Genomic DNA, 26360 nt, shown 5'->3' with positions numbered 1-26360 from the left:
TCGCGGGATTGAAGCGATGCTTCGGGCTTTCTTCCCGCCGTAATCTGATTCAAGCCGGACCCTCCATCCGACGAGCTGCGAATCATCGCAGCAGTCCGAGGGCGCCTGCGGCGCGGTCATCGGTTCAGAGCGCGCCGAAGCGGCGGTGGCGGCGGGCGTATTCCTTCGCGGCCTCGAAGAGGTCGGCCTGGTGGAAGTCGGGCCAGAACTTCTTGAAGATGACGATCTCGGCGTAGCTGATCTGCCACAGCAGGAAATTCGACACCCGCAGTTCTCCCGAGGTGCGGATCAGCAGGTCGGGGTCCGGGATGCCGGCGGTGTAGAGGCGCGAGGCGAAAAGGTCGCCATCAATGTCGGCGGGGTCGATCTTGCCGGCGGCGGCGTCGGTGGCCAGCGAGCGGGCGGCTTCAACCAGCTCTTCGCGCGAGCCGTAGGACAGGGCGAGCACCAGGGTCAGCGAGCCGTTTTGTGCGGTGCGTTCGATCGCGGCATTGAGCTTGGCGCGGGTACGGTCGGGCAGGCGGTCGAGGTGGCCGATCGCCTGCAGCTTGACGTCCTGCTTCATCAGCTCGTCGGCCTTTTCCTCGAGGAAGCGCTCGAGCAGGGCCATCAGGGCGGTGACCTCGGCGGCGGGGCGGTTCCAGTTCTCGGAGGAAAAGGCGTAGAGGGTCAGATACTCGACACCGAGTTCCTTGCAGGCCTCGACGCATTCGCGGACCGACTCCGCGCCGGCGCGGTGACCGGCCCGACGCGGCAGGCCGCGTTCTTTGGCCCAACGTCCATTGCCGTCCATGATGATGGCGATGTGGCGGGGGATGCTGCTGGAATCGGACATGCGGGCTGGCATGGAGAGGAGGGTGGCGGCTGCCGCACAGACGTAGGAGGAAGAGGGGGTGAATTTTCAATGAGCAATTGAAGTTTTTCGTGACGGTGACAGGCAAAAGCCCGGCCTTCACCCGGGACCGGCCCCCGCTGGTGCAGCCCGCGGACCGCCCGTTCGAGCTCGGCGGCGATGGTTCGCCAGCCGTGGGGATCGTTGGCTTGGTCCTTGAAGATGAGGGGAGCACCGATCCTCAAACTGGCCGGGCCGGGATGGGGGAGGTGCGTGCCGGCAGGCCAGGCTTCAAAGGCCCCGTGGATGGCTGCCGGGACGACGGGGATGCGGGTGCCCGCCACCAGGCTGCCGATCCCGGCCTTGAAGCGGGCGATTTCGCCGGAGCGGCTGCGGGTGCCTTCGGGAAAGAGAATGAAAACGGGTGGCTGCTCCGGATGATCCGCCGGCCGGGTAAGCCTCGCCCTCAGGGCGGCCAGGGTCTTGGAACCGCAAGACGAACGCCAGATCGGCAGGGCGTTGAGGACGATGGAGGAGAAGGCCGCGCGGGGGGAGGTGTTGAAAAAGTGGTCGCCTGCTGCCAGCGGCGAGATCGCGGCGGTCAGGTGGGGCGGCAGGGCTGCCCCGAGGATCAAAGTGTCGAGGTGGGAGCAGTGGTTCGAGACCAGGATAAAGGGCCCGCGGCGGGGAAGATGTTCGAGTCCGGTGATCCGAAGCGGGTGGGCGAGACCGAGATAGCCCCGGATCAACGACCACGCCGCCTGTTGGATGAGGCAGCGGGCCGGGCCGCGCTCGCAGTCGAGGCTCAGGTTGCGGCGGGAGAAGGGCAGCCCGAGGTCGGCGGCGGTGAGGTAGTGCCAGGGAGTCATGCGAGAACGAAGGCTAGGAGGAAGTAGAAGGTGCAGGGCGCGGCCGGCACGAGGCTGTCGAAGCGGTCGAGGATGCCGCCGTGACCGGGCAGGGCCGCCGACATGTCCTTGATGTGGAGGTCGCGCTTGACCGAGGAGATCACCAGGTCGCCGATCGTGCCGGCGGCGCTGCAAATGGCGCCGGCGAGCAGCAGCAGCGGGATCGACGGGATGGGAAGTGCCAGTGCCTTTCCCGCGGCCACCGACAGCAGGCTGGTGCAGAGCACGCCACCCACGGCGCCGGCGACGGTCTTGTTCGGGCTGGTGTTCGGGCACAATTTGCGTCGTCCCCACAGCCGGCCTGTTAGGTAGGCGGCCACATCGTTGAGGGCGACGCAGAGCAGCAGCCAAAGGAAGATCCGGCCATCGGGCAGGCGATCGGCGAGTAGCCCGAGATGGGCGAAGCAGATGCCGAACAGGAAGAAGCCGAGGACCCCCAGCGAGACGCGCTGGAGATAGCCCTCGGGCCGGTCCTGGAAGACCCCGGCGATAACGATGGCAAGGGAGAGGAGCGGCGGGGCGGCCATCCAGAGTTGCGGCCAGCCGCTCAGGCTGACCAGGGTCAGCAGGATGATCGAAAGCGAGCTGGTGATGCTGATGGCTCGTTCCCGGAACAGCCCGGTGGCCCGGCTGAACTCGCGGAAGCAGAGCAGGCCGAGGATGCCCGAGCCTGCCTTGATCGCCAGGGGCCCGAGCACGAAGGGAAGGATCAGGAGAGGGGCCAGAATGGCCCAGGTGCGGATCCGCTGATAGAGCTCCTTCCGCGACTGGCGGGTGATCTTCCCAAGCCGGTCGAGGATTGCGACGCAGAGAGTGGCGACGGCGAGCAGGGCGGTGACGCCGAGCGCGGTCCAGATGGCGGCGGGGTCAAGGTTCATGGCTCGGGGGTGGTGAAGCTCAGTTCGCGCGCGGCGCGCTGCAGGCGGGTCATGGAGGTGCCAAGGCTTCCAACTACGATGAGGGTAGTGGCGAGGCCGATGGGTCCCAGGCCCGCGATCTGGAAATGCCAGGCCGCGGGCACCGCGATCAGCCAGATCATGCTGGCGGCCAGCACGATCATGCGGCCCGGCTTGCCGAAGAGGCCCCGGTAGTCGGCGCTGGCCCCGGCGAGTTCGACCTGGACACGGACGTAAGCGGTGAAGAGCGCCACGGTGGCGGCGGCCCAGCCGAGACCGGGGCTCCCGCCGGTTGCGTAGCCGGCCCCGAGCATCAAGGCGACGTCGGAAATGCGGTCCGGGACTTCATTGTAAAGCGGCCCTGTGCGGGTCGCGGCGCCGGCTTCGATGGCCATCACACCGTCGAGGATGTTGCAGAAACCGCGCAGCAACATGAGGGCGAGCGAGGCACCTAACAGAATCCTCGATGCCTCCAGTGAGGTGGCGGCAAGCAGGGCGCCCGCGGCAATCCCGGCGGCCAACCCGAGCATCGAGATGTGGTTCGGGGTTACCCCGATGTGGACCAGGGATCGGGCGATTGCCCGCCATCCCCGGATCTCGCGGACGCGGAGGGGACGGCGGGCTTGGGAGGGGAGTCGTGGAGCGATCGTGTTCATTTCGTGAAGGACATGAGGTACATCCCGGCGACCAAGAGGGTCATGCCGGCGAGGTTCACCAGGTTGATGGGGGTGCCGTAGGCGAGTCGGCTGATCACCGCGCCGATGATGAAGGTGCTGGCGTAGGTGGGGTAGAGGACGGTGAGCGCGCCGCCGTTGCGGAAGGCGGCGACGAAGAGCGTCATGACCAGCACGTAGCAGATCACGCCGCCCCAGAGGCGCGGGCTGGCAGCGATCGAGGCCACCGACGGTCCCGCGAACTGGGCCGCGGTCTTGTAAAGGAAGGCGCCGAGCGCGCCGCAGACGGAGGCCGCGAGGATCAGCAGGATCGAAAGCAGGGGAGTGGTCTCTTTCATGGGGCCAAGGGTGGTCGTCCACCCATGAGAGAGATCCGGAACGGTACCGCGAGGTTACAGGCGGCGTGAAAAAAAGTTCGCCGCCCCTACTCCGCGACCGTGGCGGAGGTGATCACCGGAATCGACAGGTGGGGAAAAGGGCGCAGGTGCGTCCAGTCGATGCCCATCCGCGCGAGCTCCCGCCGGATCTCGGCGAGGTCCCACAGGAAGAGCCGTCCGGCGCGGCCCTCGTTCACCATCAGCATGCCGTCCGGGCTGATCGCAAGCGGCCACTGTTCGTCGAAGCTCGGCTCGGTCAGGATGCTGAGGTCGTGGGGATCGAGGACGCGCAGCAGCGAGCGTTCGTAGGAGATGGTGAGGGCCGTGGCGCGCGGGCTGAAAAGCACCCGGCCCGGGAGGTCCGCCATCTCGTTGTGGATGACGAGACCGGTGTCCTCGGCCCATGAGTTCCCCTGCAATCGCCAGAAGCGATAGGCCTTCGAATCCCCGGTCACCAGGCTTGGCTCGACGGTGGAGAAGGCGAGGTTGGCGGGACCTTCAGTGGGCAGCTTTTCAACCAGATCGCCGGCCGGGAGATTCCAGATGAAGGCTCCCGAAGCGGGGCGCGAGGGTGCCGCCGCCAGCCAGTCCTGGGTAGGAGTGATCGATACCACGGAAGCGCCCTCCGGGCCTTCAAGTCGCCGCCCGTCACCGGTCTTGAGATCAACCAGCCACATGCCCGAGCGGCTCGCCACGGCCAGCAGACCGTGATTCGCGGCGAGGGCGATCGACTGGCAGTCCTTGATGTCGCTGAAGGCGATCGCGGGGCCGAGTGCGATCGTGGTGGGGGAAGTCATGGTGAATTCCCGGGTGACGATGCCATCGGCATCCGCGATGTAGAGCCGGTCGTCGGAGAAGGCCAGGCCGCGGGGATCGCGCAGCCCGTCCAGATAGGCCAGCTCGCGGGCTTCCCGGTTCCACAGCCGCACGCCGTCGGTGGCGGCGGTGGCCAGGACCACGGCCTTGGTGCTCCAAGCCGCGGCATTGATTCCGTCGGTCCGCCGGTGGCCGCCGCTGCGGTGGCAGACCTTCGACTGCAGCACCTCGAGGGTCTTGATCTTGTCGAGGCGCACGATGGGGCCGAGGAAGCTGCCGTCCGGGGAGAAACAGAAGCGGCCGGCCCAGGCCTTGTGCTTGCAGAACATCGTGCCCTGCCGCCCGTCCCACAGCCGGATCTCGCTGCCCAGGCAGCCGGTCGCGAACATGCTGCCGTCGCGGCTCCACTCGACCCGCGTGACCTTGCTGTCGTCGTGGTGGCCGGTGGTCCGGAATGCCTGAGAAGCGGTCGAGCGGTCGAACACCCAGACCGAGCCGTTGTCCTCCCCGACCGCAAGGAAGCGACCGCTCGGATCCCAGTCGAGGGCGGTGGCGGAGGTCCCTTCGTTCACCTGCACGGGTTCGGCGGAGTCGGGTCCGACGAGGAGCAATCCCGCAATGTCTCCGCGGTGGTCGCTGCGTTTCCGGAGGTTCGCGGCCAGCACTTTCTGCGTGGGCGAATAGCTGACCGCCGTCGCGATGCCCGGGAGCTCGAAACGATTCAGAACGGAGCCAGTCCAATCGAGGATCTCAACCCCGCCTCCCGGCCGCCCCACCGCGATGCCGGAGCCATCGTCGAGCACCTCAAAGCAGTCCTGGACCATGGCTCCGGCTGCCGCGGCAAGACGGCCGGTTTTCCAGTCCCAGATGTTCAGGGAGGCTTCGCCCTCCGATCTCCGGCAGGCGACGAGCCGGTTTCCCTGCCTGCTCAGTGCCAGCGGTTCGCCGGCTCCGGGCAAGGTGGCGACGGGAGTGCCGTCAGGCAGCGACAGGATCCGGATATCGCCCTCTTTGGTGGCTACGGCGCACCAGCGGTGCTCCGGGTCATAGGTCGCTTGCGGGGAAATGATGTTTTCCACCGAGAGCGAGTTCACCTCCCGGACATCGATCCAGGCGAGGCAGGCGATCGCCTCGTCGCGCAGGTCCCGGCCGATCTCGATCTTGGCGGCTTCGACCAAGGCCTGCAGCGACTTCGCCCGCCCGCCCGAGTCCCCGCTCCAGCGGTCCGCGGTGGCCTCGCGGAGCAAGGACGCGCGGTGCTCGCGTTTCGATGCCTTCTCGGCCTCGAGCGCATTGAAGTAGAGGAGGGTCGCGACGACGATCCCGACGATCAGGGTCATCATCACCAGCGCGGCGCCGGTGACCGCGGTGCGGTTGCGGCTGACGAACTTGCCGACCCGGTAGCCCGCGCCGGGCGGTCCCGCGCTCACCGGCAGCCCCTGCAGGTGGCGGCGCATGTCCATCGCCAGGCTGTGGGCGGTGTCGTAGCGGCGGTTGCGGTCCTTCTCGAGCGCCTTCATCACGATCCAGTTGAGATCGCCGTGGAGCTGCTTGAGCAGCTTCGGCCCGTCGGTGCCGCGGGCTTCGGCGACTTCCTGCAGGACTTCCGGTTCGCTGGCACGGAGGCGGGCGGACGGCCGCAGCGGCACCTGCTCGCGGATCATCTTCCGCATCTTGTCGTAACCCGCCGAGGAGAGGGTCTTGCCGTCGAGCGGGGGAACCCCGGTGAGGATTTCATAGAGCACCGCGCCCAGGGCGTAGATGTCGCTGCGGGTGTCGATGTCCGTGGCGTGGATCTCGGCCTGCTCGGGGCTCATGTATTGGGGCGTGCCGATCAGCCGGCCGAAGCGGGTGAAGAAGGTCTCGTTGGCCACCTCGGTACAGATGGCCTTGGCGACGCCGAAATCGATGACCTTCGCGAAGGGCCGCTGGTTTTCCCCGGTGGAGATCAGGATGTTGCTCGGCTTGAGGTCGCGGTGGATGATGCCCTTCTGGTGGGCGTGCTGCACCGCGTCGCAGACCTCCGCGAAGTTTTTGAGCCGATCGGGGATCGGCAGCTTCTCGCGATTGCAGTAGTCGGTCACTGGGATGCCGTCGACGAGCTCCATCACGAAGTAGGGACGGCCGAGCGGCGTGGTGCCGGCGTCGAGCACTTTTGCGATGTGCGGGTGGTCCATGAGGGCGAGCGCCTGGCGTTCGACCTCGAATCGGGCGATCAGTTCCCGCGAGTCCATGCCCGGCTTGATCACCTTCAGGGCGACTTCCCGGCGCACCGGCTCGTTCTGGCGGGCGCGGAAGACCACGCCAAAACCTCCTTCGCCGATCTGCTCGAGCAGCGTGTAGCGGCCGACCCGATCGCCGGCTTGTTCGGGAACAAAGTCGCCCGGGGCGGGGGACTCGCCGCTGGTCTCCAGCACCTGGTCGAGCAGGCAGGCCGGGCAGAATCCGTCGTTTGGCGTGGATTGGAGCACCGCTCCGCAATGCTGGCATGTCCGCAACCCACTCATCGCTCTGCCAGTTGGCTCCTCCGCAGGGCAAAATGCAAGCAGCCAGTCGATCATGGGCAACAGATTGATGGCGAGTGGGATATTGTTCTCCCCACCCGTGCGCTCCGCGGCTACTGATCGGATCGTGGATCCCCTCGATCGCAGCAATTCCGGCGGCACCAGCCGGGGCCTTTTTCCAAGAACCCGCTGGAGCATGGTGATGGCGGCCAAGGATTCGCAGGCGGGCGAAGGGCCGGCGGCGCTCGAGGACTTGTGCCGGACCTACTGGCGTTCGGTCTACCTGTTCATCCGCAGCCGTGGCATCCGGCCGGATGACGCCGAGGACCTGACCCAGGAGTTCTTTTACCAGCTGCTCGACGGGCACTACCTGCGGGCGGTCGACGGTCCTGAGAAGGGGCGCTTGCGATCTTTCCTCTGCGTGGTCCTGAAGCGCTTCCTGGCCGACGAAGCGGCCAAGCGGGCGACCCGGAAGCGGGGTGGCGACTGGCAGCCGATCCCGATCGATGTCAGCGAGCTCGAGGAACACCTGCAGGCGATGCCGGATTGCCTATCGGCACCGGAAGCGGTCTTTGACCGGCAGTGGGCGCAGGACTTGATCGATGCCTCGATGAAGGCGCTCGAGGCCGATTACGCGGGAGCAGGAAAGGCCGGGCTCTTTCGTGCCTTGAAGCCGATGCTGCAGGTCCAGCAGGCGTCCCCGGCGAATGCGGAGCTCGCGGCCTCGCTGGGGATGTCGGAGGGAGCCTTGAAGGTGGCGGTGCACCGGCTGCGCCAGCGCTTCCGGGACTGCGTCCGCAGCTGCATCTCCGACACCCTGGCCGAAGGCGAGGATGCCGATGAAGAGCTGCGCTACCTGCGGTCGATGTTCGCCAGTCTCGCTTAGACGACCAGCGTCTGGACGCGGTCGGGACCGACGCCGACGAATTTCACCGGTGTGCCGCAGAGGTCGCTGAGGCGATCGAGGTAGGCCTTGGCCTTTTCCGGGAGCTGCTCGTAGGAGGTGCAGGCCGTGGTGTCCTGCTGCCAGCCGGGAAGCTCCTCGTAGACGGCCTTGGCTCGGTCCCAGGCGTGGCGGTCGGCCGGCGGGAGCTCGTGGACGGTGCCGTCGATCTCGTAGCCGGTGCAAATACGGAGGGTCTCGTAGTTGTCGAGGCCGTCGACGTTGGTGACGGCCAGGCCGGTGGTGCCGTTGACCATGCAGCCGTGGCGCAGAAGGACGGCATCGAGCCATCCGCAGCCGCGGGCGCGGCCGGTGGTGGCGCCGAATTCGCGGCCGAGGTCGTGGAGATACTGCGAGAGGCCTTCGTCGGCGCTCGGGAAGGGTCCGGAGCCGACGCGGGTGGTGTAGGCCTTACAGACGCCGATCACCTGGTCGATCGCGGTCGGCGGCAGGCCGGTGCCGGTGCAAGAGCCGCCGGAAGTGGTGTTCGACGAGGTGACGAAGGGGTAGGTGCCGAAGTCGATGTCGAGCAGGGTGCCCTGGGCGCCTTCGAAAAGGATCGTCTTGCCGTCCTTCCAGGCTTGGTGGAGGACCGGGATGGTGTTGGAGACGTGCGGCCGCAGCCGGGCGAAGGCGGCGAGCACCTCGTCGGCCTGTTCGGTGGCGTCGAAGGTCGGCAGGCCGAACTTGGCCAGCACCTCGTTGGCATCGGCGGTGCGGTGGCCGACCATCTCGCGGAAATAGGTCTCGTCGAGCAGGTCGGCGACGCGCAGGCCGCAGCGGTTGATCTTGTCGGCGTAGGCCGGGCCGATGCCGCGCTTGGTGGTGCCGATCTTGCGGTCGCCGAGGGCGGCCTCGCGGGCGGCATCGAGCTCCTTGTGCAGCGGCAGCACGACGTGCGCGCGGTCGGAAATCAGCAGCTTTTCCGGGGTGATCGAGACACCCTGGCCCTCGACGCGCTCGATTTCCGCGACCAGGCCCACCGGGTCGACGACCACGCCGTTGCCGATGATGTTGGTCTTGCCATCCCAGAGAATGCCGGAGGGCAGCAGGTGGAGGACGTACTTGGTGCCGCGCGCGATGACCGTGTGGCCGGCGTTGTTGCCTCCCTGGCCGCGGACGACGACGTCGGCGGATTCGGTGAGGTAGTCGACGATCTTGCCCTTGCCTTCGTCTCCCCACTGGAGACCGGTGACGATGGTGTTCATGAAGAAGTGAACCGTGATCAGGAGGAGAGACTCACTTGGTGGCGTCGATCAGCGCGGCGAACTCGTCGAAGAAGTAGGTCGCGTCGTGCGGGCCGGGAGCTGCTTCGGGGTGATACTGCACGGAGAAGACCGGCATCTCCTTGTGGCGGATTCCCTCGACGGTGTCGTCGTTGAGGTTGATGTGGGTCACTTCCACGTTGGATGGCAGGGAATCGGCATCGACCGCGAAACCGTGGTTCTGAGAGGTGATCGAGATCTTGCCGCTGCGCAGGTCCTTGACCGGCTGGTTGCCGCCGCGGTGGCCGAACTTGAGCTTGTAGGTCTTGCCACCGAAGGCGTGGCTGAGGATCTGGTTGCCCAGGCAGATGCCGAACACCGGCTTCTTGCCGAGCAGCTTCTTGATTTCCTCGTGGATGTAGCCGAGCGCCGCCGGATCGCCGGGGCCGTTGGAGAGAAAGATGCCGTCGGGGTTTTTCGCCAGCACGGCTTCGGCAGAGGTGCGGGAATTCACCACATCGACCTCGAAGCCGGCCTGGCGGAGGCGGCGGAGGATGTTCCACTTGATGCCGAAGTCATAGGCGACAATGCGGTGCTTGAGCGGCGGCAGTTCGAGGTAGGTTTCCAGCTGGCCGGCCGAGGCGTTGGGCAGCGTGAAGCGGCGCGAGTCGGCCTCCCAGGCGTAGTCCTTGTCGGTCGAGACTTCCTGGACGTAGTCCATGCCTTCCATCGACGGCGACGCTTTCGCTGCCTCAATGGCACCGGCGCTGTCGAGTTCGGTGGTCAGGCAGGCGCGCATCGCCCCGCGCGAGCGCAGGTGCTTGGTCAGGGCGCGGGTGTCGATGTGCTCGATGCCGAGCACGCCGTGTTCGGAAAAGTAGTCGGCGAGGGTCTGGCGGGAGCGCCAGTTCGAGGCGACAGGGGACAGCTCGCCGATGACCAGGCCGCGGATGTGCGGGGCCGACGATTCGGCGTCTTCCGGGTTGATCCCGTAGTTGCCGATCTGCGGGTAGGTCATCGCAACGATCTGGCCACGGTAGGAGGGATCGGTGATCACCTCCTGGTAACCGGTCATCGAAGTGTTGAAGCAGATTTCCCCGGTGGTGGTTCCGGATGCTCCGTAGGCGCGGCCTTCGAAAAGGCGGCCGTCTTCCAGGGCGAGAATGGCTTTCATGGGCACGGATCGGCCGCGAAGGAAAGGCTGCCCCGCGCGGCGCGGCGGGACCGTAGGGGACGGGCGGGGCGGGTCACAAGCGGAATCCGGGGGTCGGGCCCCCTCAATTTTCCTCGATCTGGCGGCGCAGCTTGTGGGCGCGGGAGAGATTCTCGATGTAGATCGCCTCGAGGCGTTTGGTGAACTCGTGGGCGGTCTCGTTTTCTCCGGCCATCACGGGATCGCCGAGCTCGATGCTGAGGCGGATCGGGAACTCGGGCTTTTTCCACAGCGGCCAGCCTTTTTCAAGGAAGCGGGTATTGCTGCGTATGAACACCGGGCGGACCGGAACGCCGGCGCAGCGGGCGATCAGCGCGCAGCCGCCGCGGAGGGGATTGATCCAGCGGGCGTCGCGGCGGGTGCGGGTGCCCTCGGGGAACAGCAGCAGTTGGCCGCCGTTCTGAAGCGCGGCGGCGGCGGCCTTCACCATCCGGGCCGAGGATCCATTCGGGATGTAGCCCGCCAGCCGCGCCCCGCCGCCGAGGAAGGGGTTGCAGAGGATCGACTCCTTCATGATGCAGATCGGCTGCGGGAGCTTGGAAATGACAAAGACCGCGTCCCACAGGGAGGTGTGGTTCGGCGCGATGATCACGGGGCCTTGCTGGTCTTTCAGCTGGTCGAGCGAGCTGAGGTCCGCCTGCACCAGGCGGGTGACCCGCAGGTAGCCGCAGAAAATCCGGAACGCCCGGTGGAGCATGCCGCGGCCGAGCTTTCTCGCGACCTGGCAGGGCAGGACAAAGATCAGCGGGATCGAAATCACCGTGATCAGCAGGCCGGCGACGCCCCAGTAGATGAAGGCGCCTGCGGTCGCCACGGCGTCCCAGGGCCAACGCCACCAGCGGTGGATCGGTGTGGGGGGGGCTTCGGATTGACTCAACGTCTGGCTTTCCAAGGAGGGCATGGATCAACAGGCGTCATAATCTACCCGGCCGCGGCAGGGGCGGTCGATTGAAAATTCCGGCACCAGCCGGTGGATGCGGGCTTGTCAGGGGCGATCCGGGCGGGATGGATCGGCGCCATGCAAGATCCGCTCGCCGCGCTGCCCCACGGTCAGGAGTTCCGATTCGTGGATGCCATCGACCGACTCGATCCCGGAAAATCCGCCACCGCGAGTTACCGGGTGCGGGGCGACGAGGCCTTCCTGGCCGGGCACTTTCCCGGCAATCCGCTGATGCCAGGGGTGATCCTGATCGAGGCGATCGCGCAGCTTGGCGGGGTGGTCGCACAGAGTGATTCCGCCATCCCGCCGTTGCGGAATCTGCTGCTCACCGGGGTGCGCGGTGCGAAGATCCTCGGCGCCGCCAAACCGGGTGAAACACTGACCCTGCGGGCCGAGGTGGAAGGCCGGCTCGGCGGGATGATCCAGGTTTCGGGCGAAGTCAGCACCGGCGACCGCCCGCTGGCGACCGCGAAGATCATGCTCAGCGGGCAGGAAGACGCTTCTTGATCGGCTTCACTCCCACTGGCGCACCACGAGGTTTTCCAACATCTTGTCGAGCTTGTCCAAACTCGGATCAATCTCAGTGGCATGTTGCTCAAGCCAGGTGATCGCGTCGCCTTGATACGAGTCGTAGTCTTGAACGAATTCGTGGTACGGCTCGAAGCGTTGTCCAAGGTGCTCCAATGAATCTTCTCCCGGCAATCCCGGGAGGGTAACCGGGAATGTGGCGAGGACCTGACAGGTGTTATCGTCCGAAATGCCCACAAACAGGTAGTGGAGCTGCCCCTTCCGGATCATTTGCGGTTCGATGGTCCGTTGGGCGATCATTCGAATTCCGTAGCCACCTTCGAAGTCGAGGCGCTTTTTCAGGCAATCGAAGGTGAGGGAACCGTCCATCACCGCCGGGCATGGATCCACTCCTTCTCCCCGGATGGTCGCATCGAGTTTTTGCCGCATGGACTGGATGACTGCAGTGGAGTCTCGGAGCCCTTCGGTGCCGTCCCGGAAGATCGAGGCCCATTCTCTGGCCTTGTGGATGAGAATCTGGGGGGCGGTGGGATTATCCCCGGCGTCCATTTGTGAGAGCGTGAATCCCGGCGGTATCGCCGCTGGCAGGCGAATCGCCCAGTGCTGGGGGCGGACGCCGAAGTGTGGTTTGAGCAGAGGGGGCGAAGGATCCCCCTCCGCCTCGGCCTGCTGAAGCCACTTGAATTGATCGGGGGTGTAGAGCGCATGCGCCGGGACCTTCTCGATTGAGGCGGAGGCTCTCCACCCGGGCGGCAGGTCGATTTCAAAAGGACCCGCCAGAAGTCGAGGGGCCGCGTCGTTGGGAGGGGTTCGGGTAGGACCTGCCGTCTTGCGGCCTTTGCAGCCGCAAAGGGTGGCAAACGCCAGATGGATCCAGCTTCTCCGGGAGATGGTCATGACCAGCGCTTCTTGAGCTCGGCCCGGGACTGCGACCAGCAGGAGCCGTCCGCATCGGCAATCCAGTGACGAGGCATCTCCCAGCCGGCGAGGGCGGCGGTGGCGGCTTGGCGCAGGGACTCGAGGGATGCCGACTTCAGCTCCACCATGGCGGTGATTTCCTCGACCCGTTCGGGGTCGTGGCTCGGCACGCCGAAGACCCGCGCCTTTTCAACCAGTCCAGTGGCCATCAGCGCGGCCTCGATGCGCGCGGGACCGATCTTGCGGCCGGCGACGTTGATCGATTCCGCGCCGCTGCTTTCGAGGAACAGCCGGCCGTTCTCGATCCTGCCGTAGTCCTGGGTCAGGAACTCGCCGTTGCCGAGGCGCTCGGTTTCGCGGGACGATTCGTAACCGAGCGCCACGGAGGTGCTTTGGACCAGGAATCGGCCGGACGCATCCACTGCCACCGTGACCCCGTCGAGCGGTGTTCCAAGGTCGGAAGCATCGCTGCGCGGTTGGCTGCTGGAGTCGTAGGAAATGCCGCCGCATTCGCTGGCGCCGTAGAAGTTGTGCAGTTTCAGCCCGCAGCGCTCGAAGACTGCTTGCTCCAGCTCAAGGGACAGCGGTGCCCCGGCGGAGACCGCGAGGGCGATTTTGTCGGCGCGGAGGATGCCCGATCGCAGCCAAGCCTTCCACATGGACGGCACGGCCGGCAGCACGACCGAGTCGTGCATGGCCATCGCGTCGGCCATCACCTTGGGGAAGGGCACCTCGACGGCATGCACCGGCACCCCGTGGAGCAGCAAGGGAAGGATGACGCTGGAGAATCCATACGAGTGCGTCACCGAAATCGCGGCCAGGTTCGGGACTTCGGGCCGCAGGCCCATCGCGGCGACCAGGCGATCGGCGTCGGCGGCGATCTGCCCGGCGGAAAAGAACACGGCTCGCGGGGTCCCGCAGATTCCGGGCGTCAGCTTGAGGTGGACGGTTCCCTCGGGGAATTCGGCCGGCAACGCGGGTTCGGCGGTGCTTTTCTCGACCGGCAGGACCGGCTGGCCGTCGCGCCAGCCACGCAGCACCGCGGTGGCGATCTCCGCCACGCAGCCGCTCGCGATCACCGGTCGCGAGGCCACCGGCAGGGCGTCCAGGCGGTCGGCGAGGTCACCGAAAGTCCACACGTCGTGGCCGTCGATGATCGCGGTGCGGTCGCGGAATCGCTCACAGGTTTCGGTCCATCGGGGAAGCAGCATTTGACAAGCTCGACGGCTGTTGCCTAGCTGCGCGGGGCCGCGCCCGACGAGCCCGAACTTTCGAAATTCTTTTCCCGTGGCCTTTCACGCCGACCACGAATTCTCCTCCCAACCCCGTCCCGTCGTCATCAGCGGCGCGGGGATCCTGACCTCGATGGGCTGCGGCCTCGATGCGAACGCCGCCGGCTTCCGCGCCGGCCGCACGGCCTTCCGGCCGGTCGATTTGTTCGATGTCTCCCGCCAGCGCGTCGGCACGGCCGGTCAGGCCGAATTGCCGGACAGCCTGCCCTACGTGCCCCGCAAGGAATGGGCGCGGATGGACCGTGGCACCCGCATGGCGCTCATCTCCGCCCGCGAGGCGCTCGAAACCGCGGGGCTCTCCGGCGGTGAGATGCCGGTGATTGTGGGCACCTCGGCGATCGCGATGCCGGTCGGTGAAAAATACTACCTGCAGGCCGTCGAGGGAACGTCCCGGCGCGGCCAGTTCCTGCGCGTCGAGACCTACCAGGCCCAGTACCAGATGACCGCGATGATGCGGGCGCTGGGAGTCCGCGGGCCCTTGCGGATCATTTCCAATGCCTGTGCCTCCGGCGCGAATGCGATTGGCCACGCCTACCAGATGGTCTCAGAAGGCAAGGCAGAGCGGGTCCTGGCCGGCGGCTACGACGCGCTCAGCCAACTGGTGTTCGCGGGCTTCGATTCGCTGCAGGCACTTTCTCCCAGTGGGATTCCACGTCCCTTCGACGCCGCGCGCGATGGTCTTGCGATTGGCGAGGGTGCGGGCTTCGTAGTGGTCGAGTCGCTCGACGCCGCCCGGGCCAGGAACGCGGACAGCTTCGGCAGTCTCCTCGCCTACGCCGCCGCGACCGACATCCATCACCTGACCCAACCCCACCCGGAAGGAGACGCCGCGCTCGGCACGATGACGCGCGCGACCCGACAGGCGGGCCTGGAGCCGGAGCAGGTCGACTACATCAACTCCCACGGCACCGGGACGCCGCTCAATGATGTCGCGGAAGCCCGCGCGATTTCGCGCTGGGCCGGGGCCGCCACGGCGAAGATCCGCGTTTCCTCGACCAAGTCATCGATCGGTCATCTGCTCGGCGGTGCGGGTTCGGTGGAATCGGTCCTGTGCCTGCTGGCGCTCCGCGACCAGTTCCTGCCTGCCAGCCTCAGTGTCCGCGAGGTCGACCCGGTGGTGGAGTTCGACCTGGTGCAACAGCCCCGTGACGCCCGGGTGAAGGTCGCGCTGACCAACTCGTTCGGCTTCGGCGGTGCCAATGCCACGCTCATTTTCCGGAAGGAGGACCAAGCATGAAGCCGATCGCGATCGCTGGCACGGGTGCCGTCAGTCCCGCGGGCTGGGGGGTGCCGGCCTTGATGGAAATGCTCGATGCGGGTGTCCGGCCGCCGTTGTCGGAGCTCTCGCGCGAGCGCCGGGACGGGCCTCCGGTGGTGACGCCGGTGCTGCGTGTTCCGGGGGCACCGTCCGGCTTGCCGAGGAACCCGCGCTTGCGCCGGGTTAGCCCGATTTCAAAGTTCGCCGCGGCCGCTGCGATCGAGGCGCTCGGTCCGGAGCGCATCGAGCGGATCGCGACCGGGGATTTCCGGCTCGGGGTGATCTGCTCGCTGATGAACGGCTGCGTGAATTACTCGAACCGCTTCTTCGGGGAGGTGGTGTCGGACCCTTCGGTGGCGAGCCCGATCCTGTTTCCGGAGACGGTCTTCAACGCGCCGTCCAGCCACCTGTCGGCGATGTTTGCCTCGACCGCCCCGAACGACACCCTGCTGGGCGACGGGGCGGAAGTTTTCACCGCCTTGGAGCTCGCGGCCGAATGGCTGCAGCGCGGCGACTGCGACGGTGTGCTGGTCGTGGCGCCGGAAGAGATCGACTGGCTCAGCGCCGAGGCGCTGCAACTATACTCCGATCACTACGTGCCGTCGGAAGGGGCGGGTGCCATTTATCTCGAACCCGGGGCCGAGGGCCCGCTCCTGTTGTCGGTCCCCGATCCGGTGGCGCTTGTGCCGGGAGGGGATCGCGCGGCGGCGTTGGAGGAGTTGTCCGCGGCGAGCGGCGCCAGCGACGATGGCCGGACCTTGCTTGCCGATTCGAGGACCGGGGTGCCCCGCTATGATGATCCGGAGAACAGGGCCTTCGCCAGCTGGCAGGGGCGACGGATATCGGTGAAGAAGCTACTGGGCGAATCGTATGGTGCCACTTCGGCCCTGCAGCTTGTGGCGGCGGTGGCGCTTTTGGGCCGGAAAGAGGCGGACCGGGCTCTGGTGACTGCGTTGGGCGGGAACGAGCAGGCGGCCGGTTGTTGGATCGGACAAAAATAAAACAACCCCGACGGCTTGGCGCCGTCAGGGTCGGTGGGTGGCAGTTGGAAAGGTGATCTATTTCGCGTCACGTTCCGCATCGGCGGCATCCTCCAAGGCGTCCGCTTTCTCCTCGGCGGCCTTCCGCAGGGCGTCGGCATTGTCTTCCGCAGCATCCGCCCGGGCTTCGGCCGTTTCCTTGGCGGCATCGGAAGCGCCGGCGGCCTCGTCACGGATGCGGTCGGCGGCATCCTCGGTGGCGTCGGCAGCTTTTTCCGCCTGCTTGCGGGTCATGTCGGCCTGGTCCTCAAGCTGGTCGGCCTTTTGCTCGAGAGCATCCTGACGGCGATTTTCTTGCTCCGAATCGCAGGAGGTCAGGAAAAAGGCGTAAACGGCGGTGGCGATGGTGGACATGATGAATGGAATTTTCATGGAGGTCGGATTGGTTGTTCAGGCCGGAGCGGCTTGTGATCTCTCATTGCAGATGGTGGGCCGACGCATTTTCAACGGGTTATGAAGGGGTCAGGGTGGGATTTGCCTGAGGGGGCGCCCCGGGTGGATGCATCTTGCATGATGATGCCTCCTTGTTTGCGGAGACTTGCCGGTCGGGCCGGGCTCTGTTCCCGTGGCGGCGGAATGAATCAGGTGCCGACGGCGGAGAATGTTGTGGAGATGCTGCGTGACGAGGGCATCGCGGAACTGGCGGTGGATTTTCCCGCGGACGGGAACCTCTTCGACGCCGGGATGGACTCGATGGCGGTGATGCAGTTGATCGTGGTGGCGGAGGAACGGTTCGGCGCGGTGATCGGGCCTGCCGATGCGGGGCGGGAAAACCTGGAGACTCCGGCGGCGTTGGCCCGATTGATCGCGAGCAAGGTGCCATGAGTCGAGATGTCATCGTGCTGGGTGCCGGGAGCGCGGGGCTGGCGGCGGCGGTGACCGCGGCGCGCGAGGGGGCGCAGGTGACCTTGCTGGAGCGCCACGGATATGCCGGCGGGATGGGCACGGCGTCGCTGGTGCACACGTTCTGCGGGCTCTACCGGATGGGGGAGGGACCGCCGGTGATGGCGAACCCGGGATTCCCGGCGGAGATGGCTGGGCGGATGCTGGCATCGACGGGCGATGGCGGACCGGTGAAAATGGGCCGCGTCTGGGTCTTGCGACAGCACCCGGTGGATTTTGTGAGGATCGCCGACGAACTCCTGCGCGAGAGCGGGATCGAGGTGATCTACCATGCCGAGGCGTTCAAGGCCGGGCGTGAGGGCGGGCTGTGGGCCGTCGACTACGCCTGTCGCGGTCAAATCCGGCGGCTGGAAGGGAAGACGGTGGTCGATGCCAGCGGCGATGCGGTCCTGGCGGGTCTGCTGGACGGGGCTAGCTATCAGGCGGAGCCCGCGAAGTTGCAGCGTCCCGCTTACGTGTTTGGCGTCCAGGGTGTTATCGAAGGCGAGCAAGGGCTGGCGCTGGCCGGCAGGATCGTCGACGGCATCCGGCGGGGTGTCCTGTCGCAGGCGGCGCTCGGCTTGCATTTTCGCGCCAGCGGCCGGGCGGGGGAGTTGTTCGGGACGATCGACCTGTCCGGCGCGGAGGAAGGGGACTACGACCCGCTCGACGGGGCTTGTTTGTCGCGATTGGAGGAAGTCGGCCGCTCGGTCGCCGGCGCGGCGGTGGATTTCCTCAAGGGCGAGGCCGGTGGTTGGGGCGGCGCTTACATCTCCCATTGGCCGGTGCGGGCGGGGGTGAGGGAGAGCCGGCGCTGGCAAGGTCGCTATCGGCTCACCGGCGACGAGGTTCTGGGCGGGGTCCGGCACGCCGACGACATCGCCTTGGCGGCCTGGCCGCTGGAGTTCCGGGAAACCAACCGCGGGCCGAAATTGCGCTACCCGGACGGTGACAGGGCCGCCGGAATCCCGCTGGGGTGCCTGCAGCCGGTGGCACCGGAGGGCATTTTCACGGCCGGACGCTGTATTTCCTGCGATCACGACGCGCAGGCGTCGGTGCGGGTGATGGGGACCTGTTTCGCGACCGGCCAGGCGGCGGGTCTGGCGGCCGTCCTGGCGGCCCGGGGGGAGCCTGTCGAGGGGCTTCCTGCACGCCTGGAAGCCCGGTTCGGGCCCTTGGAATGAGGTTGCCAGTAGGCGGTACCGCGGGCATGGTCGCGCGGGTGGCGGGCCGGCGGACCGGTGCGCCGTTTTCTTGGATCCGGAGCCTGCGGGCGCGGTCAGGTCATTGCCGATGAATATTTTCCAGCGCCTCGCGTCGAAAGTTCTGCTGGGACCAGCCGAATCCGGCAGGGCGGCTTCCGGAGTGCCGGAGGCGTCCGCGGAGGACGATGACCAGGCCCTCGTGCTGCGTGCGCAAGCAGGCGACATGCGGGCATACGACGAATTGGTCACCCGCCACCGGGGGAGAATCTATGCCATGATCCGCAATATGGTCAAAAACGAGACCGACGCCTGGGACCTCTCGCAGGAGGCCTTCATCAAGGCATGGCGAGCCTTGCCGCGCTTCGAGGCCAAGGCGCGGTTCTCGACGTGGATGTACCGGATCGCCCACAATACGGTCTACGATTTCACCCGCCGGCGCCGTCCGGAGGGAGGCGATGAGATCAACGACGAGCTGTTCACCCGTGACCGGATCGACCCGGCGGCGGTGGCGACCCCGTCGGAGTCGCGCAGCCCCGACCAGGCGCTGGCAGGGGACGAGCTGCGGGGCAAAATCGAGGCGGCGCTTGAAAAGCTGTCTCCCGAACATCGCGAGGCGGTGATTCTGAAAGACGTCCAGGGTCTCGCGTATAAGGAGATAGCCGAGGTCATGGAATGCTCGCTCGGCACCGTGATGAGCCGACTTTTTTACGCCCGACAAAAACTCCAATCCCTCCTCAAGGATGAATACGATGCCCGATGAAGAATTGCTGGCCCTCTGGGTGGAGGACGAACTCGATGGCTCGTCGGCGGCTGCCGTGGAAGCATGGGCCGCCTCCCAGCCGGAGTGGCTCGAACGGCGCGAACAGGCACGGCAGTTAAAGCCGCTGCTGCAGGCGGCCCTGCCCGGACGGGAAGACCCGCCCTACGCCGAGTTTTTCAATGCCAGGATCGGACGGGAGATCGCCCGCGAGGCGGCGGCGCTCGGCCCGGCCTCACCGGGGGAGACTCCCTCCTCCGGATTCTGGAAATGGTTTCTGCCGGCCACCGCGGTGGCGGGAATGGCCTTGTGCTTCTGGGGGGGGACCCGCTTCGGTCCAACGGTCGCGGCAGACAACGCGACGGCGACCATTCCCGCGGAGCAAATGCCGATCGTCTACACGCCGGAGAAGGGCGTGAACGCCGCGTATTTTGCCTCGGCGCCGGCGGATGCGATGGTGATCGTGTTGGACGGGGTCGCGGCGATTCCCGATAGCTTTGAGATCCCCGAGACCGCCGCGGTCGAGGAACCGATGGATTCGACGGCCAGCCTGATCCTTCCCGCACCATGAAAAGGCGGTTGATGCTCCTGGGGTTGACGCTTGCCGCGTGGGTCCCGGCGAATGCCCAGACGGATCCGGGGAAGGATACCATCGGGGTGGTGACCACCACCGTCTACTACGGGACCGATGGCGATCCGGAGGCGGCGGGACCGCGCGCGAAGCCGGTGAGCGACGAGGTGTCGGAGCGGCTGGCGAGCGAGGAGAAGCTCAAGTTCAACAAGTACCTTGAGCTCGGCAGGGAGGAGAAGCCGCTATTCCGCAGTTATGAAAACTGGGCGCAGCCGCTCTCACCGAGCGACGAAATCCTGGTGCGGTTCGAGGCCCAGAGCAAAGTTTCCAAAGAAGTCATGCGGATGGACGTTGAATTGTGGTTGAGCCGGAAGAAGATCCTCAAGACCGATGCTGCCATGCAGCCCGACAAACCGCTGCTGGTCTTGGGACCGGAGTGGCGGGGCGGCCGCCTGATCATCTCGGTAGCGCTTGCTCCCGGCCGCCCGAAGAATCCATAGTCCCACCATGAAATTGATCCCGACCTGCTGGCTTGCCAGCTGCCTGGTGCTTTCCGCCGCCGGTGAATTGACCTTTGACGAGTTGACCAAGGTGGTCGAGGCCGGGCCCGATGCCCGCGTCGTCACCATGGATTTCAATTTCAAGAATGAGACCGACGGGGAGCTGGTGATCGACCGCTATGATGCCGCATGCACCTGCATCGAGGCGAAGATCAAGGGCGGCAAGCTCATCTATCAGCCCGGCGAGTCGGGAGTGATCCGGGCCTCATTCGACATGTCGAATTTCTCGGGCACCGTCGACAAGTCTCTGATGGTGTGGATGAAAGGTGATCGGGAGACCATGCCCTCGGTCACCTTGACCACCCGGGTGAAGATTCCGGAGCTGGTGGAAATGGATCCCAAGACCTTGATCTGGGAGAAGGGCAGCAAGGTGGAGCCGAAGACGGTGACCCTGACGATGAAACATACGGAGCCGATCCGGATCACTTCGATCTCCGGCGCGGATTCGAGGTTTTCACAGGAGCTGAAGACGATCGAGGACGGCAAGAAGTATGAAGTCGTCGTGACCCCGGCCAGCACCGACACGGTAGGCATGGGAGTGATTCACATCGAGACCGATTGCCCGCTGAAGCGCTACAAGTCGCAGCGGATCTTCATGGTGGTGCGCCAGCCGTTGGCGAAGCCGGCCCAAGCGTCGGCGAAGCCATGAGGGCAGCCACCGAGCTGGTCCTGATCCTCGCCGTGGCGGCCCTCGGTGCATTGGCGACTTGGAAGATCAGCGGGCCACCATCGCGCGAGGTGCCCTGCGACCCGGCGTCGCTCGGGGCCGACGAGATCTGCCTGGCGACCTTGACCGCCGAGTGGCCCGAGGGAAGTTTCATTTGGATCGACGCGCGGAGCGAGAGCGAGTGGAAGGATGGCGGGGTGCCGGGTTCCATTCACCTCACGACGGTGAGCGAGATCCCTTTCGACCAGCAGATCGAAGCCTCGTTTGAGAAACTGGCGACGGCGCAGAGGGTGGTCGTCTATTGCAGCACGGCGGCCTGTGGGACCAGCAAGGAGGTGGTGAAGCGCCTCAACGAGCTGGGGATGATTCCTGAAGTCCGGGCCTTGCACGGTGGCTGGGACGCGCTCAAACAAGCCGGGATGGTCACGGGTTCCAGCTCAGGGCATTGATGTCCAGGAGCTCGAGGTACGGGTGGTCCGGATCCTCCATGTGATTCCATTGCAGGGTCACGGTCGCGCGAATCCGGAGGCCCCAACGCAAGGACGAAGAGGGATCTTCCACCATCGCCTTGAAGCGTGAACCGACCGAGACATAGGAGCGCGCGGTCTCGCGGCCGAAGGGACTGGGAAGCAGCTTGAAGGTGAACTTGTGATCGCCATTCGGAACACTCTTGTCATGGCACCCGCTGACCGCTTCGAGGATGACGTGGAACCTGGCGGGATCGGAATCATTCGGCGTGGCGACAAATGAATCAAGCCGGCCGCCGACCAGGTCGAGGAAAGCGGGGAGGAACACCTTTGGCGGCTGGTTCCCGCGCTGTCGAACCACCACGGCATAGTCGATGTTCCGCTGGCCCTCGGCGAAGAAGGAAACGCGATAGGGATACTCGGTCAGTTGCTCCATCGGGTTTTCCTGGGGCAGCTCCGAGAAGATCTGGGCGACTTCCGGCAAGGGCCTCGCCAGGAGGGTTCCCGCGAGTTCTTGCTCCGTGGCGGCGGGTTCGACCATCCCGACCCGGGAGGCCGCGTCGGGGGCCTTCAGGAAGGCCTCGAGCAAGGCGTTGGCCGCCAAAGCGGGTGACTCGTCGGCAGGCCTCAGGGCGGTTTCGGCCGACTCGACATTTTCCTCTGCGGGCACGGTGGGTTCCGGCGGCGCGGCCGGAGCGGGCGAGGCTGGAAATACAGGGCTTGTGGCGGCGGGTTTCGCCGCCGACAGATCCAGCGGACGCTGGGCCTGCTTGATCCGTTGCCGCGGTCCGTCGGGAAGGAAGAAGTAGAGCAACAGATAGACGATGGTGACCGCCAGCGCCGAGAAGCTCGCAGGCAGCAAGGCGTGAACCAGCCGTGACGAGCGCGGGTCATCTGCCGGCGGTGCCAACGGGATCGACTGGCGCAGCTGGTCGTCGTCGGTGCTCCGCCGCGGCTGGATGGGCTCGGTGGGAGGGCGCTCCGGAAGCTTCCTGGGCTCGGGGCGGATCTTGGATCCTCCCGCGGCCTTGGTTCCGGCCGCCGGAACCGGAGCGGGCGCTGGGGCCGGCACTTCGAACGACTTCGGCGGTGGCGACGCGGTCTTGATCGTGGTGACGAGCGGCGCGGTGATCGACGCTTTGCAGCTGGGACAAGGGCCCGTCACGCCCGCCAAGCTCGAGGGCACCGTCAGGCGCACCTTGCAATGCGGACAACAAAAGGAGAGGGTTTCCGTCGCCATCGGGGAGAATGTTTCCAGACCCCCCGGAAGCTAACGGACCCGGGAGAGAGCGTCAACGATCCGCTGTCTCCCGGTCCTGGCGTGGACCTCAGTGTTCCAGCGGGCTTTCCCCCGAGGCATCGCCGAGGTGGGAGACCTTTTCGGGCAGGAACTTTTTGAAGCGGGTCTTGTCGATGGCCTTCATGTACGCCTCCTCGGGGGAGATCATGTTGGCCTGGAGCTTGGTCCAAATCGACTCGTCCATGAACTGCATGCCGTCCGCCTTGCCGCCGGTGATGACGTCATAAAGCTTCTGGGTGGCGCCTTCACGGATGATCGCGGAAACCGCCGGGGTGGCGAACATGATCTCGTGGACCGCGGTCCGTCCCGGCTTGTCGGAGCGCTTGCACAGGAGCTGTGCGAGAACCCCCCGCAGCGAGGCGGCAAGCATGGTGCGCACCTGCGACTGCTGGTCGGCCGGGAAGACGTCGATGATACGGTCGACAGTCTTGCGGGCGTTGTTGGTGTGCAGGGTGCCGAACACCAGCAGACCGGTTTCCGCCGCCGTGAGTGCCAGCGAGATGGTTTCGAGGTCGCGCATCTCACCCACGAGGACGATGTCGGCGTCCTCACGGAGTGCCGCGCGCAGGCCGTCGGAGAACGACGGGGTCTGGATCGGGACCTCGCGTTGGGTGATGATCGACTTTTTGTTGCGGTGAACGAACTCGATCGGCTCCTCGATGGTGATGATGTGCCGGTTGAAGTTCGTGTTGATGTAATCCAGCAACGCGGCGAGCGTGGTCGACTTGCCCGAACCGGTCGGACCGGTGACCAGGATGAGGCCGGAACGGATGTGGCCGAACTGCTTGACGACCTCCGGCACGCCGAGCGACTCCAGCGACATGATCTCGGTCGGGATCAACCGGAACACCGCGCCGAGACCGTTGTTCTGCTTGAGGTAGTTGCAACGGAACCGCGAGTCCTCGTCCATCGCGTAGGCGAAGTCCAGGTCACCCGTCTCGAGATAGCGCTCAAAGGCCTTCGGGTCGCAGATCTCGGCGAGCATTTCCTTGAACGCACTGCCTTCGAGAACGGGTTCGTCAGGGATCGGGGTGACCGCCCCGTGGACACGGATCTTCGGCGGCTGGCCTTCGGTCAAATGGAGGTCCGAGCCCCCGGAGGAAACGAGGTACTGGAAATAGGCGTCGATGCGGGCCATGGAATTCGTTCTTGGAAATCAGGATTGGAAGAAATTGCGCATCTGGATCTTGTCCTCACAGCGGAAGAGCGCCTCTTCCTGCGTGATCAAGCCCTTGATGTAGAGCTTCCGGAGGGACTCGTCCATGGTGATCATACCGACGTTCTTGCCGGTCTGCATGATGCCGGGGAGCATGAAGGTCTTGCCATCGCGGATGGTGGCGGACACGGCGGGCGTGTTGACGAGGAGCTCGAGCGCCAGTTCGCGGCCCTGGCCGTCGGCGCGGGGCACGAGCTGCTGCGAGATGACGCCGCGCAAGGACTCCGATACCATGATCCGGATCTGGTCGCGCTGGTCGACGGGGAACACGTCGAGCACCCGGTCCAGCGTCCGCGGTGCGTTGCCGGTGTGAAGGGTGCCGAGCACCAAGTGACCGGTTTCCGCGGCGGTGAGCGCGAGGGAGATGGTCTCGAGGTCGCGCATTTCCCCGACCATGATCACGTCGGGGTCTTCCCGCAGCGCACCGCGCAACGCCTTGGCGAAGGATTCGGTATGGGTGTGAACCTCGCGCTGGTTGACGTGGCAGCCCTTGGATTCGAAGACGTATTCGATCGGGTCTTCCAGCGTCAGGATGTGGTCCTCGCGGTCGGAGTTGATGAAGTCCACCAGGGCGGCAAGGGTCGTGGACTTGCCCGAGCCCACGGCGCCGGTCACCAGGATGAGGCCGTTGTGGTAACGGGTGAGGGGCGTCAGGTGCTCCACGGGGAGGTTGATGTCCTCCATGCTGCGGATGTTGGTGTTGATGATCCGGAACACCATGTCGTAGCCAAGCCGTTGCTTGACCACCGAGGCTCGGAAACGGCCTTCGCTGTTGTAGTAGGCGAAGTCGACGTCACCCTTTTCCTGCAGGCGGTTCCATTCCCGTTCCCCGAGGAAGGACTTCGCGAGGTGTTCGGTTTCCTCGGCAGTGAGGGGCGGATGGTCGGCCCAGATGGGCATCAGCTGGCCAAATCGGCGCCATGCAGGTGGGTAGGCCGTCGGAAGGTGAACGTCGGAACATTCATACTCGCGGCCGAGTTTGAGATATTCATCAACGTGATCGAGTACGCGGTGCTCGGACATGAGGACTTGGGTTAGAGCGGGAAGATGGAAGCTTGAAAAGCAGGAAGTGCGAATGCGTCTCAGGATGGCCGGTTCACCGTGGAATCATGCGGAATGAAGCGACTCTGCAGGGCTCGCAAGGCCCAGGTTTGTAGGGTTGGACGGGCCAAGGCGATGGCTCCGCTCAAAGCGAGGCTCCACCATGCGCGCCGTACTTTTTCTTCACGTTTGCGGGGGCGCCGCACGAGCATGCTGGTGAGCAAGCCGGCGCCCAGGGATCCACCGAACCATGCCAAGGGTTTGGAAAGAATCGAGTCCTTGACCCGGGCGGGAACGTCAAAGCGATGACGGAGCGTGTTGAGGTCGGAGCCCAAGGCCTGGCGCGAGGCGCGGATGCGCTCGATCAGGATTTCGGCTTCTCGTTGAGATGGGCGAGCCATTCGCGGTCTTTTGAGAGTTCCGTTTTCAGCAGTGAAAACGAGGGAGGGGATGGACGGCGCACGGCGAGGGTGGCGAGTCCGGCGACAAGCAAGTGAAGGAATGCGGCGCCCAAGGTCACGAAGTACCACGGAACGCTCTCCTGGGCGGCGGAAATCCAGCCGATGAGTCCGGCGACGATGGCAATCCACGCCAATACGGCGCAGCCGGCGATGAGGCCGATCAGGACGCCTTTGCGCGCCGCCACCTGACCGGCATCCTTGGCTTCCAAGGCGAACAAATCGAGCCGGGCCGAGATGAATTCCGGCACGGATTCCCGCCATGAGGACTCTCCCTTCGGCGCGGGTTCTGGAGCTTCGGTCATATGGTCAATGGACATCCAGCGGCCCTGAAAAAGACCGCTACGCCCGCGAGAGGCAATCCCCGCTCCCGATCAGCGGCGTGCGATCAAGCCGATGATGAACCCGAGACCCAAAGCCCCGACCACGCAGCGGGTCGGATGTTGGCGGATGTAGTCTTCGGTGGTGATGTGCATCTCCTTGGCCTTGACCCGCGTTTCGCGCCACTGCTCGTCGGCAGCCGTGCGAATCTCCTTGGCCTTGTCTCCAGCGGCTTGCTTGAGAGTGCCGGCCTTTTCCGTGGCGGCTGCCTTGAAGGCCAGCGCTTTTTCGCTGGCGACCTCACGGGCGTGCTGGACGGACTCGACCGCGCGGTCCTTCAGGGCACGGGCTTGTTCGGTGGCTTGGTTGGCGATCGATTTCGCCTTGTTTTCCGCAGCGGCGCGGAGGTCGTCGGCGGCTTGGCCAACCGATGGAGATGTAGAGAATCCCGCGTTGGGATCGAGCGAACCGGCGTTGGTGGCGAAAGTGTCTGACATGGCAGTAAGAAGTTTGAATGAAGCGACGGTATCCAACGACCGCGCTGGAAAAAGCTGGCACCGTTGGGTGGATG

Annotated in this window: 28 protein-coding genes and 1 pseudogene; 11 read left to right on the top strand and 18 right to left on the bottom strand. The window is 65.7% G+C overall.

Going from position 1 to position 26360, the window contains the following annotated elements; genetic code table 11:
* Positions 1-124: 124 nt before the first annotated feature.
* The 6 genes and pseudogenes from uppS to IG178_RS07255 form a co-directional block, all read right to left on the bottom strand.
* Positions 125-835, bottom strand: a complete 711-nt coding sequence (gene uppS, locus IG178_RS07275) for an undecaprenyl pyrophosphate synthase (protein ID WP_193211873.1) — start codon at positions 833-835, stop codon at positions 125-127.
* Between the two features lie 314 nt (positions 836-1149).
* Positions 1150-1701, bottom strand: a pseudogene (locus tag IG178_RS26360) (lysophospholipid acyltransferase family protein); the annotation flags it as partial.
* The gene (locus IG178_RS07270; protein WP_193211872.1) at positions 1698-2618 is read right to left on the bottom strand and encodes a phosphatidate cytidylyltransferase; all 921 of its coding nucleotides are present in this window, start codon (positions 2616-2618) and stop codon (positions 1698-1700) included. The gene IG178_RS07270 and the pseudogene IG178_RS26360, both read right to left, overlap by 4 nt.
* Entirely contained in the window at positions 2615-3292 is a 678-nt protein-coding gene (locus IG178_RS07265; protein ID WP_193211871.1) for a CDP-alcohol phosphatidyltransferase family protein, read from the bottom strand. The genes IG178_RS07270 and IG178_RS07265 overlap by 4 nt, the downstream gene beginning before the upstream one ends.
* The gene (locus tag IG178_RS07260; protein ID WP_193211870.1) at positions 3289-3648 is read right to left on the bottom strand and encodes a hypothetical protein; all 360 of its coding nucleotides are present in this window, start codon (positions 3646-3648) and stop codon (positions 3289-3291) included. The genes IG178_RS07265 and IG178_RS07260 overlap by 4 nt, the downstream gene beginning before the upstream one ends.
* Before the next feature lie 86 nt (positions 3649-3734).
* Complete coding sequence (locus IG178_RS07255) at positions 3735-6974, bottom strand: protein kinase domain-containing protein (protein WP_193211869.1); 3240 nt, start codon at positions 6972-6974, stop codon at positions 3735-3737.
* A gap of 160 nt (positions 6975-7134) precedes the next feature.
* On the opposite strand from IG178_RS07255, the gene IG178_RS07250 reads away from it, so the two are divergent.
* Positions 7135-7893 (top strand): RNA polymerase sigma factor, encoded by a 759-nt coding sequence (locus IG178_RS07250; protein ID WP_193211868.1) that lies wholly within the window; start codon positions 7135-7137, stop codon positions 7891-7893.
* On the opposite strand, the gene IG178_RS07245 is transcribed toward IG178_RS07250, so the two are convergent.
* The 3 genes from IG178_RS07245 to IG178_RS07235 all read right to left on the bottom strand — a co-directional run bounded on the left by IG178_RS07245 (position 7890) and on the right by IG178_RS07235 (position 11245).
* A complete protein-coding gene (locus IG178_RS07245; RefSeq protein ID WP_193211867.1) occupies positions 7890-9158 on the bottom strand; it encodes an adenylosuccinate synthase in 1269 nt (422 codons plus the stop codon). The genes IG178_RS07250 and IG178_RS07245 overlap by 4 nt on opposite strands.
* A 31-nt stretch (positions 9159-9189) precedes the next feature.
* The gene (gene carA, locus IG178_RS07240; RefSeq protein WP_193211866.1) at positions 9190-10329 is read right to left on the bottom strand and encodes a glutamine-hydrolyzing carbamoyl-phosphate synthase small subunit; all 1140 of its coding nucleotides are present in this window, start codon (positions 10327-10329) and stop codon (positions 9190-9192) included.
* A 103-nt stretch (positions 10330-10432) separates the two neighbouring features.
* On the bottom strand, positions 10433-11245 hold the full coding sequence (locus IG178_RS07235) for a lysophospholipid acyltransferase family protein (RefSeq protein ID WP_193211865.1): 813 nt from the start codon (positions 11243-11245) through the stop codon (positions 10433-10435).
* Between the two features lie 141 nt (positions 11246-11386).
* Here IG178_RS07235 and IG178_RS07230 point away from each other — a divergent pair, with 141 nt between their 5' ends.
* A complete protein-coding gene (locus IG178_RS07230) occupies positions 11387-11815 on the top strand; it encodes a 3-hydroxyacyl-ACP dehydratase FabZ family protein (protein ID WP_193211864.1) in 429 nt (142 codons plus the stop codon).
* A gap of 6 nt (positions 11816-11821) precedes the next feature.
* Here IG178_RS07230 and IG178_RS07225 read toward each other — a convergent pair whose 3' ends face one another.
* Positions 11822-12733 carry a hypothetical protein gene (locus IG178_RS07225; RefSeq protein ID WP_193211863.1) on the bottom strand — a complete coding sequence of 304 codons (912 nt, stop codon included), beginning with the start codon at positions 12731-12733 and terminating at the stop codon, positions 11822-11824.
* Complete coding sequence (locus IG178_RS07220; protein ID WP_193211862.1) at positions 12730-13965, bottom strand: AMP-binding protein; 1236 nt, start codon at positions 13963-13965, stop codon at positions 12730-12732. Before IG178_RS07220 ends, IG178_RS07225 begins: the two co-directional genes overlap by 4 nt.
* A gap of 76 nt (positions 13966-14041) precedes the next feature.
* Here IG178_RS07220 and IG178_RS07215 point away from each other — a divergent pair, with 76 nt between their 5' ends.
* The gene (locus IG178_RS07215) at positions 14042-15283 is read left to right on the top strand and encodes a beta-ketoacyl-[acyl-carrier-protein] synthase family protein (RefSeq protein ID WP_343225942.1); all 1242 of its coding nucleotides are present in this window, start codon (positions 14042-14044) and stop codon (positions 15281-15283) included.
* Positions 15280-16305: a beta-ketoacyl synthase N-terminal-like domain-containing protein gene (locus IG178_RS07210; protein WP_193211861.1), complete on the top strand. Its 1026-nt coding sequence runs from the start codon at positions 15280-15282 to the stop codon at positions 16303-16305. The genes IG178_RS07215 and IG178_RS07210 overlap by 4 nt, the downstream gene beginning before the upstream one ends.
* A gap of 57 nt (positions 16306-16362) precedes the next feature.
* On the opposite strand, the gene IG178_RS07205 is transcribed toward IG178_RS07210, so the two are convergent.
* Positions 16363-16716: a YtxH domain-containing protein gene (locus IG178_RS07205; RefSeq protein WP_193211860.1), complete on the bottom strand. Its 354-nt coding sequence runs from the start codon at positions 16714-16716 to the stop codon at positions 16363-16365.
* 240 nt (positions 16717-16956) lie between these two features.
* On the opposite strand from IG178_RS07205, the gene IG178_RS07200 reads away from it, so the two are divergent.
* The 7 genes from IG178_RS07200 (at position 16957) to IG178_RS07170 (ending at position 21435) form a co-directional block, all read left to right on the top strand.
* The gene (locus IG178_RS07200) at positions 16957-17169 is read left to right on the top strand and encodes a phosphopantetheine-binding protein (protein ID WP_193211859.1); all 213 of its coding nucleotides are present in this window, start codon (positions 16957-16959) and stop codon (positions 17167-17169) included.
* Positions 17166-18410 (top strand): FAD-dependent oxidoreductase, encoded by a 1245-nt coding sequence (locus IG178_RS07195; RefSeq protein WP_193211858.1) that lies wholly within the window; start codon positions 17166-17168, stop codon positions 18408-18410. Before IG178_RS07200 ends, IG178_RS07195 begins: the two co-directional genes overlap by 4 nt.
* Before the next feature lie 109 nt (positions 18411-18519).
* Complete coding sequence (locus tag IG178_RS07190; RefSeq protein WP_193211857.1) at positions 18520-19191, top strand: sigma-70 family RNA polymerase sigma factor; 672 nt, start codon at positions 18520-18522, stop codon at positions 19189-19191.
* A complete protein-coding gene (locus IG178_RS07185) occupies positions 19172-19759 on the top strand; it encodes a hypothetical protein (protein WP_226895081.1) in 588 nt (195 codons plus the stop codon). The genes IG178_RS07190 and IG178_RS07185 overlap by 20 nt, the downstream gene beginning before the upstream one ends.
* A complete protein-coding gene (locus tag IG178_RS07180; RefSeq protein WP_193211855.1) occupies positions 19756-20259 on the top strand; it encodes a hypothetical protein in 504 nt (167 codons plus the stop codon). Before IG178_RS07185 ends, IG178_RS07180 begins: the two co-directional genes overlap by 4 nt.
* Before the next feature lie 7 nt (positions 20260-20266).
* Positions 20267-20968, top strand: coding sequence for a DUF1573 domain-containing protein (locus tag IG178_RS07175; protein WP_193211854.1), 702 nt, complete (start codon positions 20267-20269; stop codon positions 20966-20968).
* Positions 20965-21435 (top strand): rhodanese-like domain-containing protein, encoded by a 471-nt coding sequence (locus tag IG178_RS07170; protein ID WP_193211853.1) that lies wholly within the window; start codon positions 20965-20967, stop codon positions 21433-21435. Before IG178_RS07175 ends, IG178_RS07170 begins: the two co-directional genes overlap by 4 nt.
* Here IG178_RS07170 and IG178_RS07165 read toward each other — a convergent pair.
* From IG178_RS07165 to IG178_RS07140, 6 genes are all read right to left on the bottom strand, one after another.
* On the bottom strand, positions 21410-22693 hold the full coding sequence (locus tag IG178_RS07165; RefSeq protein WP_193211852.1) for a hypothetical protein: 1284 nt from the start codon (positions 22691-22693) through the stop codon (positions 21410-21412). The genes IG178_RS07170 and IG178_RS07165 overlap by 26 nt on opposite strands.
* A gap of 88 nt (positions 22694-22781) precedes the next feature.
* Entirely contained in the window at positions 22782-23891 is a 1110-nt protein-coding gene (locus IG178_RS07160) for a type IV pilus twitching motility protein PilT (RefSeq protein ID WP_193211851.1), read from the bottom strand.
* 18 nt (positions 23892-23909) lie between these two features.
* The gene (locus IG178_RS07155; RefSeq protein WP_193211850.1) at positions 23910-24992 is read right to left on the bottom strand and encodes a type IV pilus twitching motility protein PilT; all 1083 of its coding nucleotides are present in this window, start codon (positions 24990-24992) and stop codon (positions 23910-23912) included.
* A gap of 59 nt (positions 24993-25051) precedes the next feature.
* On the bottom strand, positions 25052-25345 hold the full coding sequence (locus tag IG178_RS07150; protein ID WP_193211849.1) for a hypothetical protein: 294 nt from the start codon (positions 25343-25345) through the stop codon (positions 25052-25054).
* A 29-nt stretch (positions 25346-25374) separates the two neighbouring features.
* Complete coding sequence (locus IG178_RS07145; RefSeq protein ID WP_193211848.1) at positions 25375-25788, bottom strand: phage holin family protein; 414 nt, start codon at positions 25786-25788, stop codon at positions 25375-25377.
* 54 nt (positions 25789-25842) lie between these two features.
* Positions 25843-26286: a DUF883 family protein gene (locus tag IG178_RS07140; protein WP_193211847.1), complete on the bottom strand. Its 444-nt coding sequence runs from the start codon at positions 26284-26286 to the stop codon at positions 25843-25845.
* Positions 26287-26360: the final 74 nt, after the last annotated feature.

The organism is Neoluteolibacter marinus (assembly GCF_014904755.1).
Classification (GTDB): Bacteria; Verrucomicrobiota; Verrucomicrobiia; order Verrucomicrobiales; family Akkermansiaceae; genus Haloferula; species Haloferula marina.
The sequence above is the reverse complement of the archived record's forward strand: the minus strand, read 5'-3'. Positions and strand labels throughout refer to the sequence as shown.

Coding starts and splice junctions, on each gene's coding strand:
- uppS (WP_193211873.1), bottom strand. CDS start 835: ATGTCCGATTCCAGCAGCATCCCCCGCCACATCGCCATCATCATGGAC.
- IG178_RS07270 (WP_193211872.1), bottom strand. CDS start 2,618: ATGAACCTTGACCCCGCCGCCATCTGGACCGCGCTCGGCGTCACCGCC.
- IG178_RS07265 (WP_193211871.1), bottom strand. CDS start 3,292: ATGAACACGATCGCTCCACGACTCCCCTCCCAAGCCCGCCGTCCCCTC.
- IG178_RS07260 (WP_193211870.1), bottom strand. CDS start 3,648: ATGAAAGAGACCACTCCCCTGCTTTCGATCCTGCTGATCCTCGCGGCC.
- IG178_RS07245 (WP_193211867.1), bottom strand. CDS start 9,158: ATGAACACCATCGTCACCGGTCTCCAGTGGGGAGACGAAGGCAAGGGC.
- carA (WP_193211866.1), bottom strand. CDS start 10,329: ATGAAAGCCATTCTCGCCCTGGAAGACGGCCGCCTTTTCGAAGGCCGC.
- IG178_RS07230 (WP_193211864.1), top strand. CDS start 11,387: ATGCAAGATCCGCTCGCCGCGCTGCCCCACGGTCAGGAGTTCCGATTC.
- IG178_RS07225 (WP_193211863.1), bottom strand. CDS start 12,733: ATGACCATCTCCCGGAGAAGCTGGATCCATCTGGCGTTTGCCACCCTT.
- IG178_RS07220 (WP_193211862.1), bottom strand. CDS start 13,965: ATGCTGCTTCCCCGATGGACCGAAACCTGTGAGCGATTCCGCGACCGC.
- IG178_RS07210 (WP_193211861.1), top strand. CDS start 15,280: ATGAAGCCGATCGCGATCGCTGGCACGGGTGCCGTCAGTCCCGCGGGC.
- IG178_RS07205 (WP_193211860.1), bottom strand. CDS start 16,716: ATGAAAATTCCATTCATCATGTCCACCATCGCCACCGCCGTTTACGCC.
- IG178_RS07200 (WP_193211859.1), top strand. CDS start 16,957: ATGCTGCGTGACGAGGGCATCGCGGAACTGGCGGTGGATTTTCCCGCG.
- IG178_RS07195 (WP_193211858.1), top strand. CDS start 17,166: ATGAGTCGAGATGTCATCGTGCTGGGTGCCGGGAGCGCGGGGCTGGCG.
- IG178_RS07190 (WP_193211857.1), top strand. CDS start 18,520: ATGAATATTTTCCAGCGCCTCGCGTCGAAAGTTCTGCTGGGACCAGCC.
- IG178_RS07185 (WP_226895081.1), top strand. CDS start 19,172: ATGAATACGATGCCCGATGAAGAATTGCTGGCCCTCTGGGTGGAGGAC.
- IG178_RS07180 (WP_193211855.1), top strand. CDS start 19,756: ATGAAAAGGCGGTTGATGCTCCTGGGGTTGACGCTTGCCGCGTGGGTC.
- IG178_RS07175 (WP_193211854.1), top strand. CDS start 20,267: ATGAAATTGATCCCGACCTGCTGGCTTGCCAGCTGCCTGGTGCTTTCC.
- IG178_RS07170 (WP_193211853.1), top strand. CDS start 20,965: ATGAGGGCAGCCACCGAGCTGGTCCTGATCCTCGCCGTGGCGGCCCTC.
- IG178_RS07165 (WP_193211852.1), bottom strand. CDS start 22,693: ATGGCGACGGAAACCCTCTCCTTTTGTTGTCCGCATTGCAAGGTGCGC.
- IG178_RS07160 (WP_193211851.1), bottom strand. CDS start 23,891: ATGGCCCGCATCGACGCCTATTTCCAGTACCTCGTTTCCTCCGGGGGC.
- IG178_RS07155 (WP_193211850.1), bottom strand. CDS start 24,992: ATGTCCGAGCACCGCGTACTCGATCACGTTGATGAATATCTCAAACTC.
- IG178_RS07145 (WP_193211848.1), bottom strand. CDS start 25,788: ATGTCCATTGACCATATGACCGAAGCTCCAGAACCCGCGCCGAAGGGA.
- IG178_RS07140 (WP_193211847.1), bottom strand. CDS start 26,286: ATGTCAGACACTTTCGCCACCAACGCCGGTTCGCTCGATCCCAACGCG.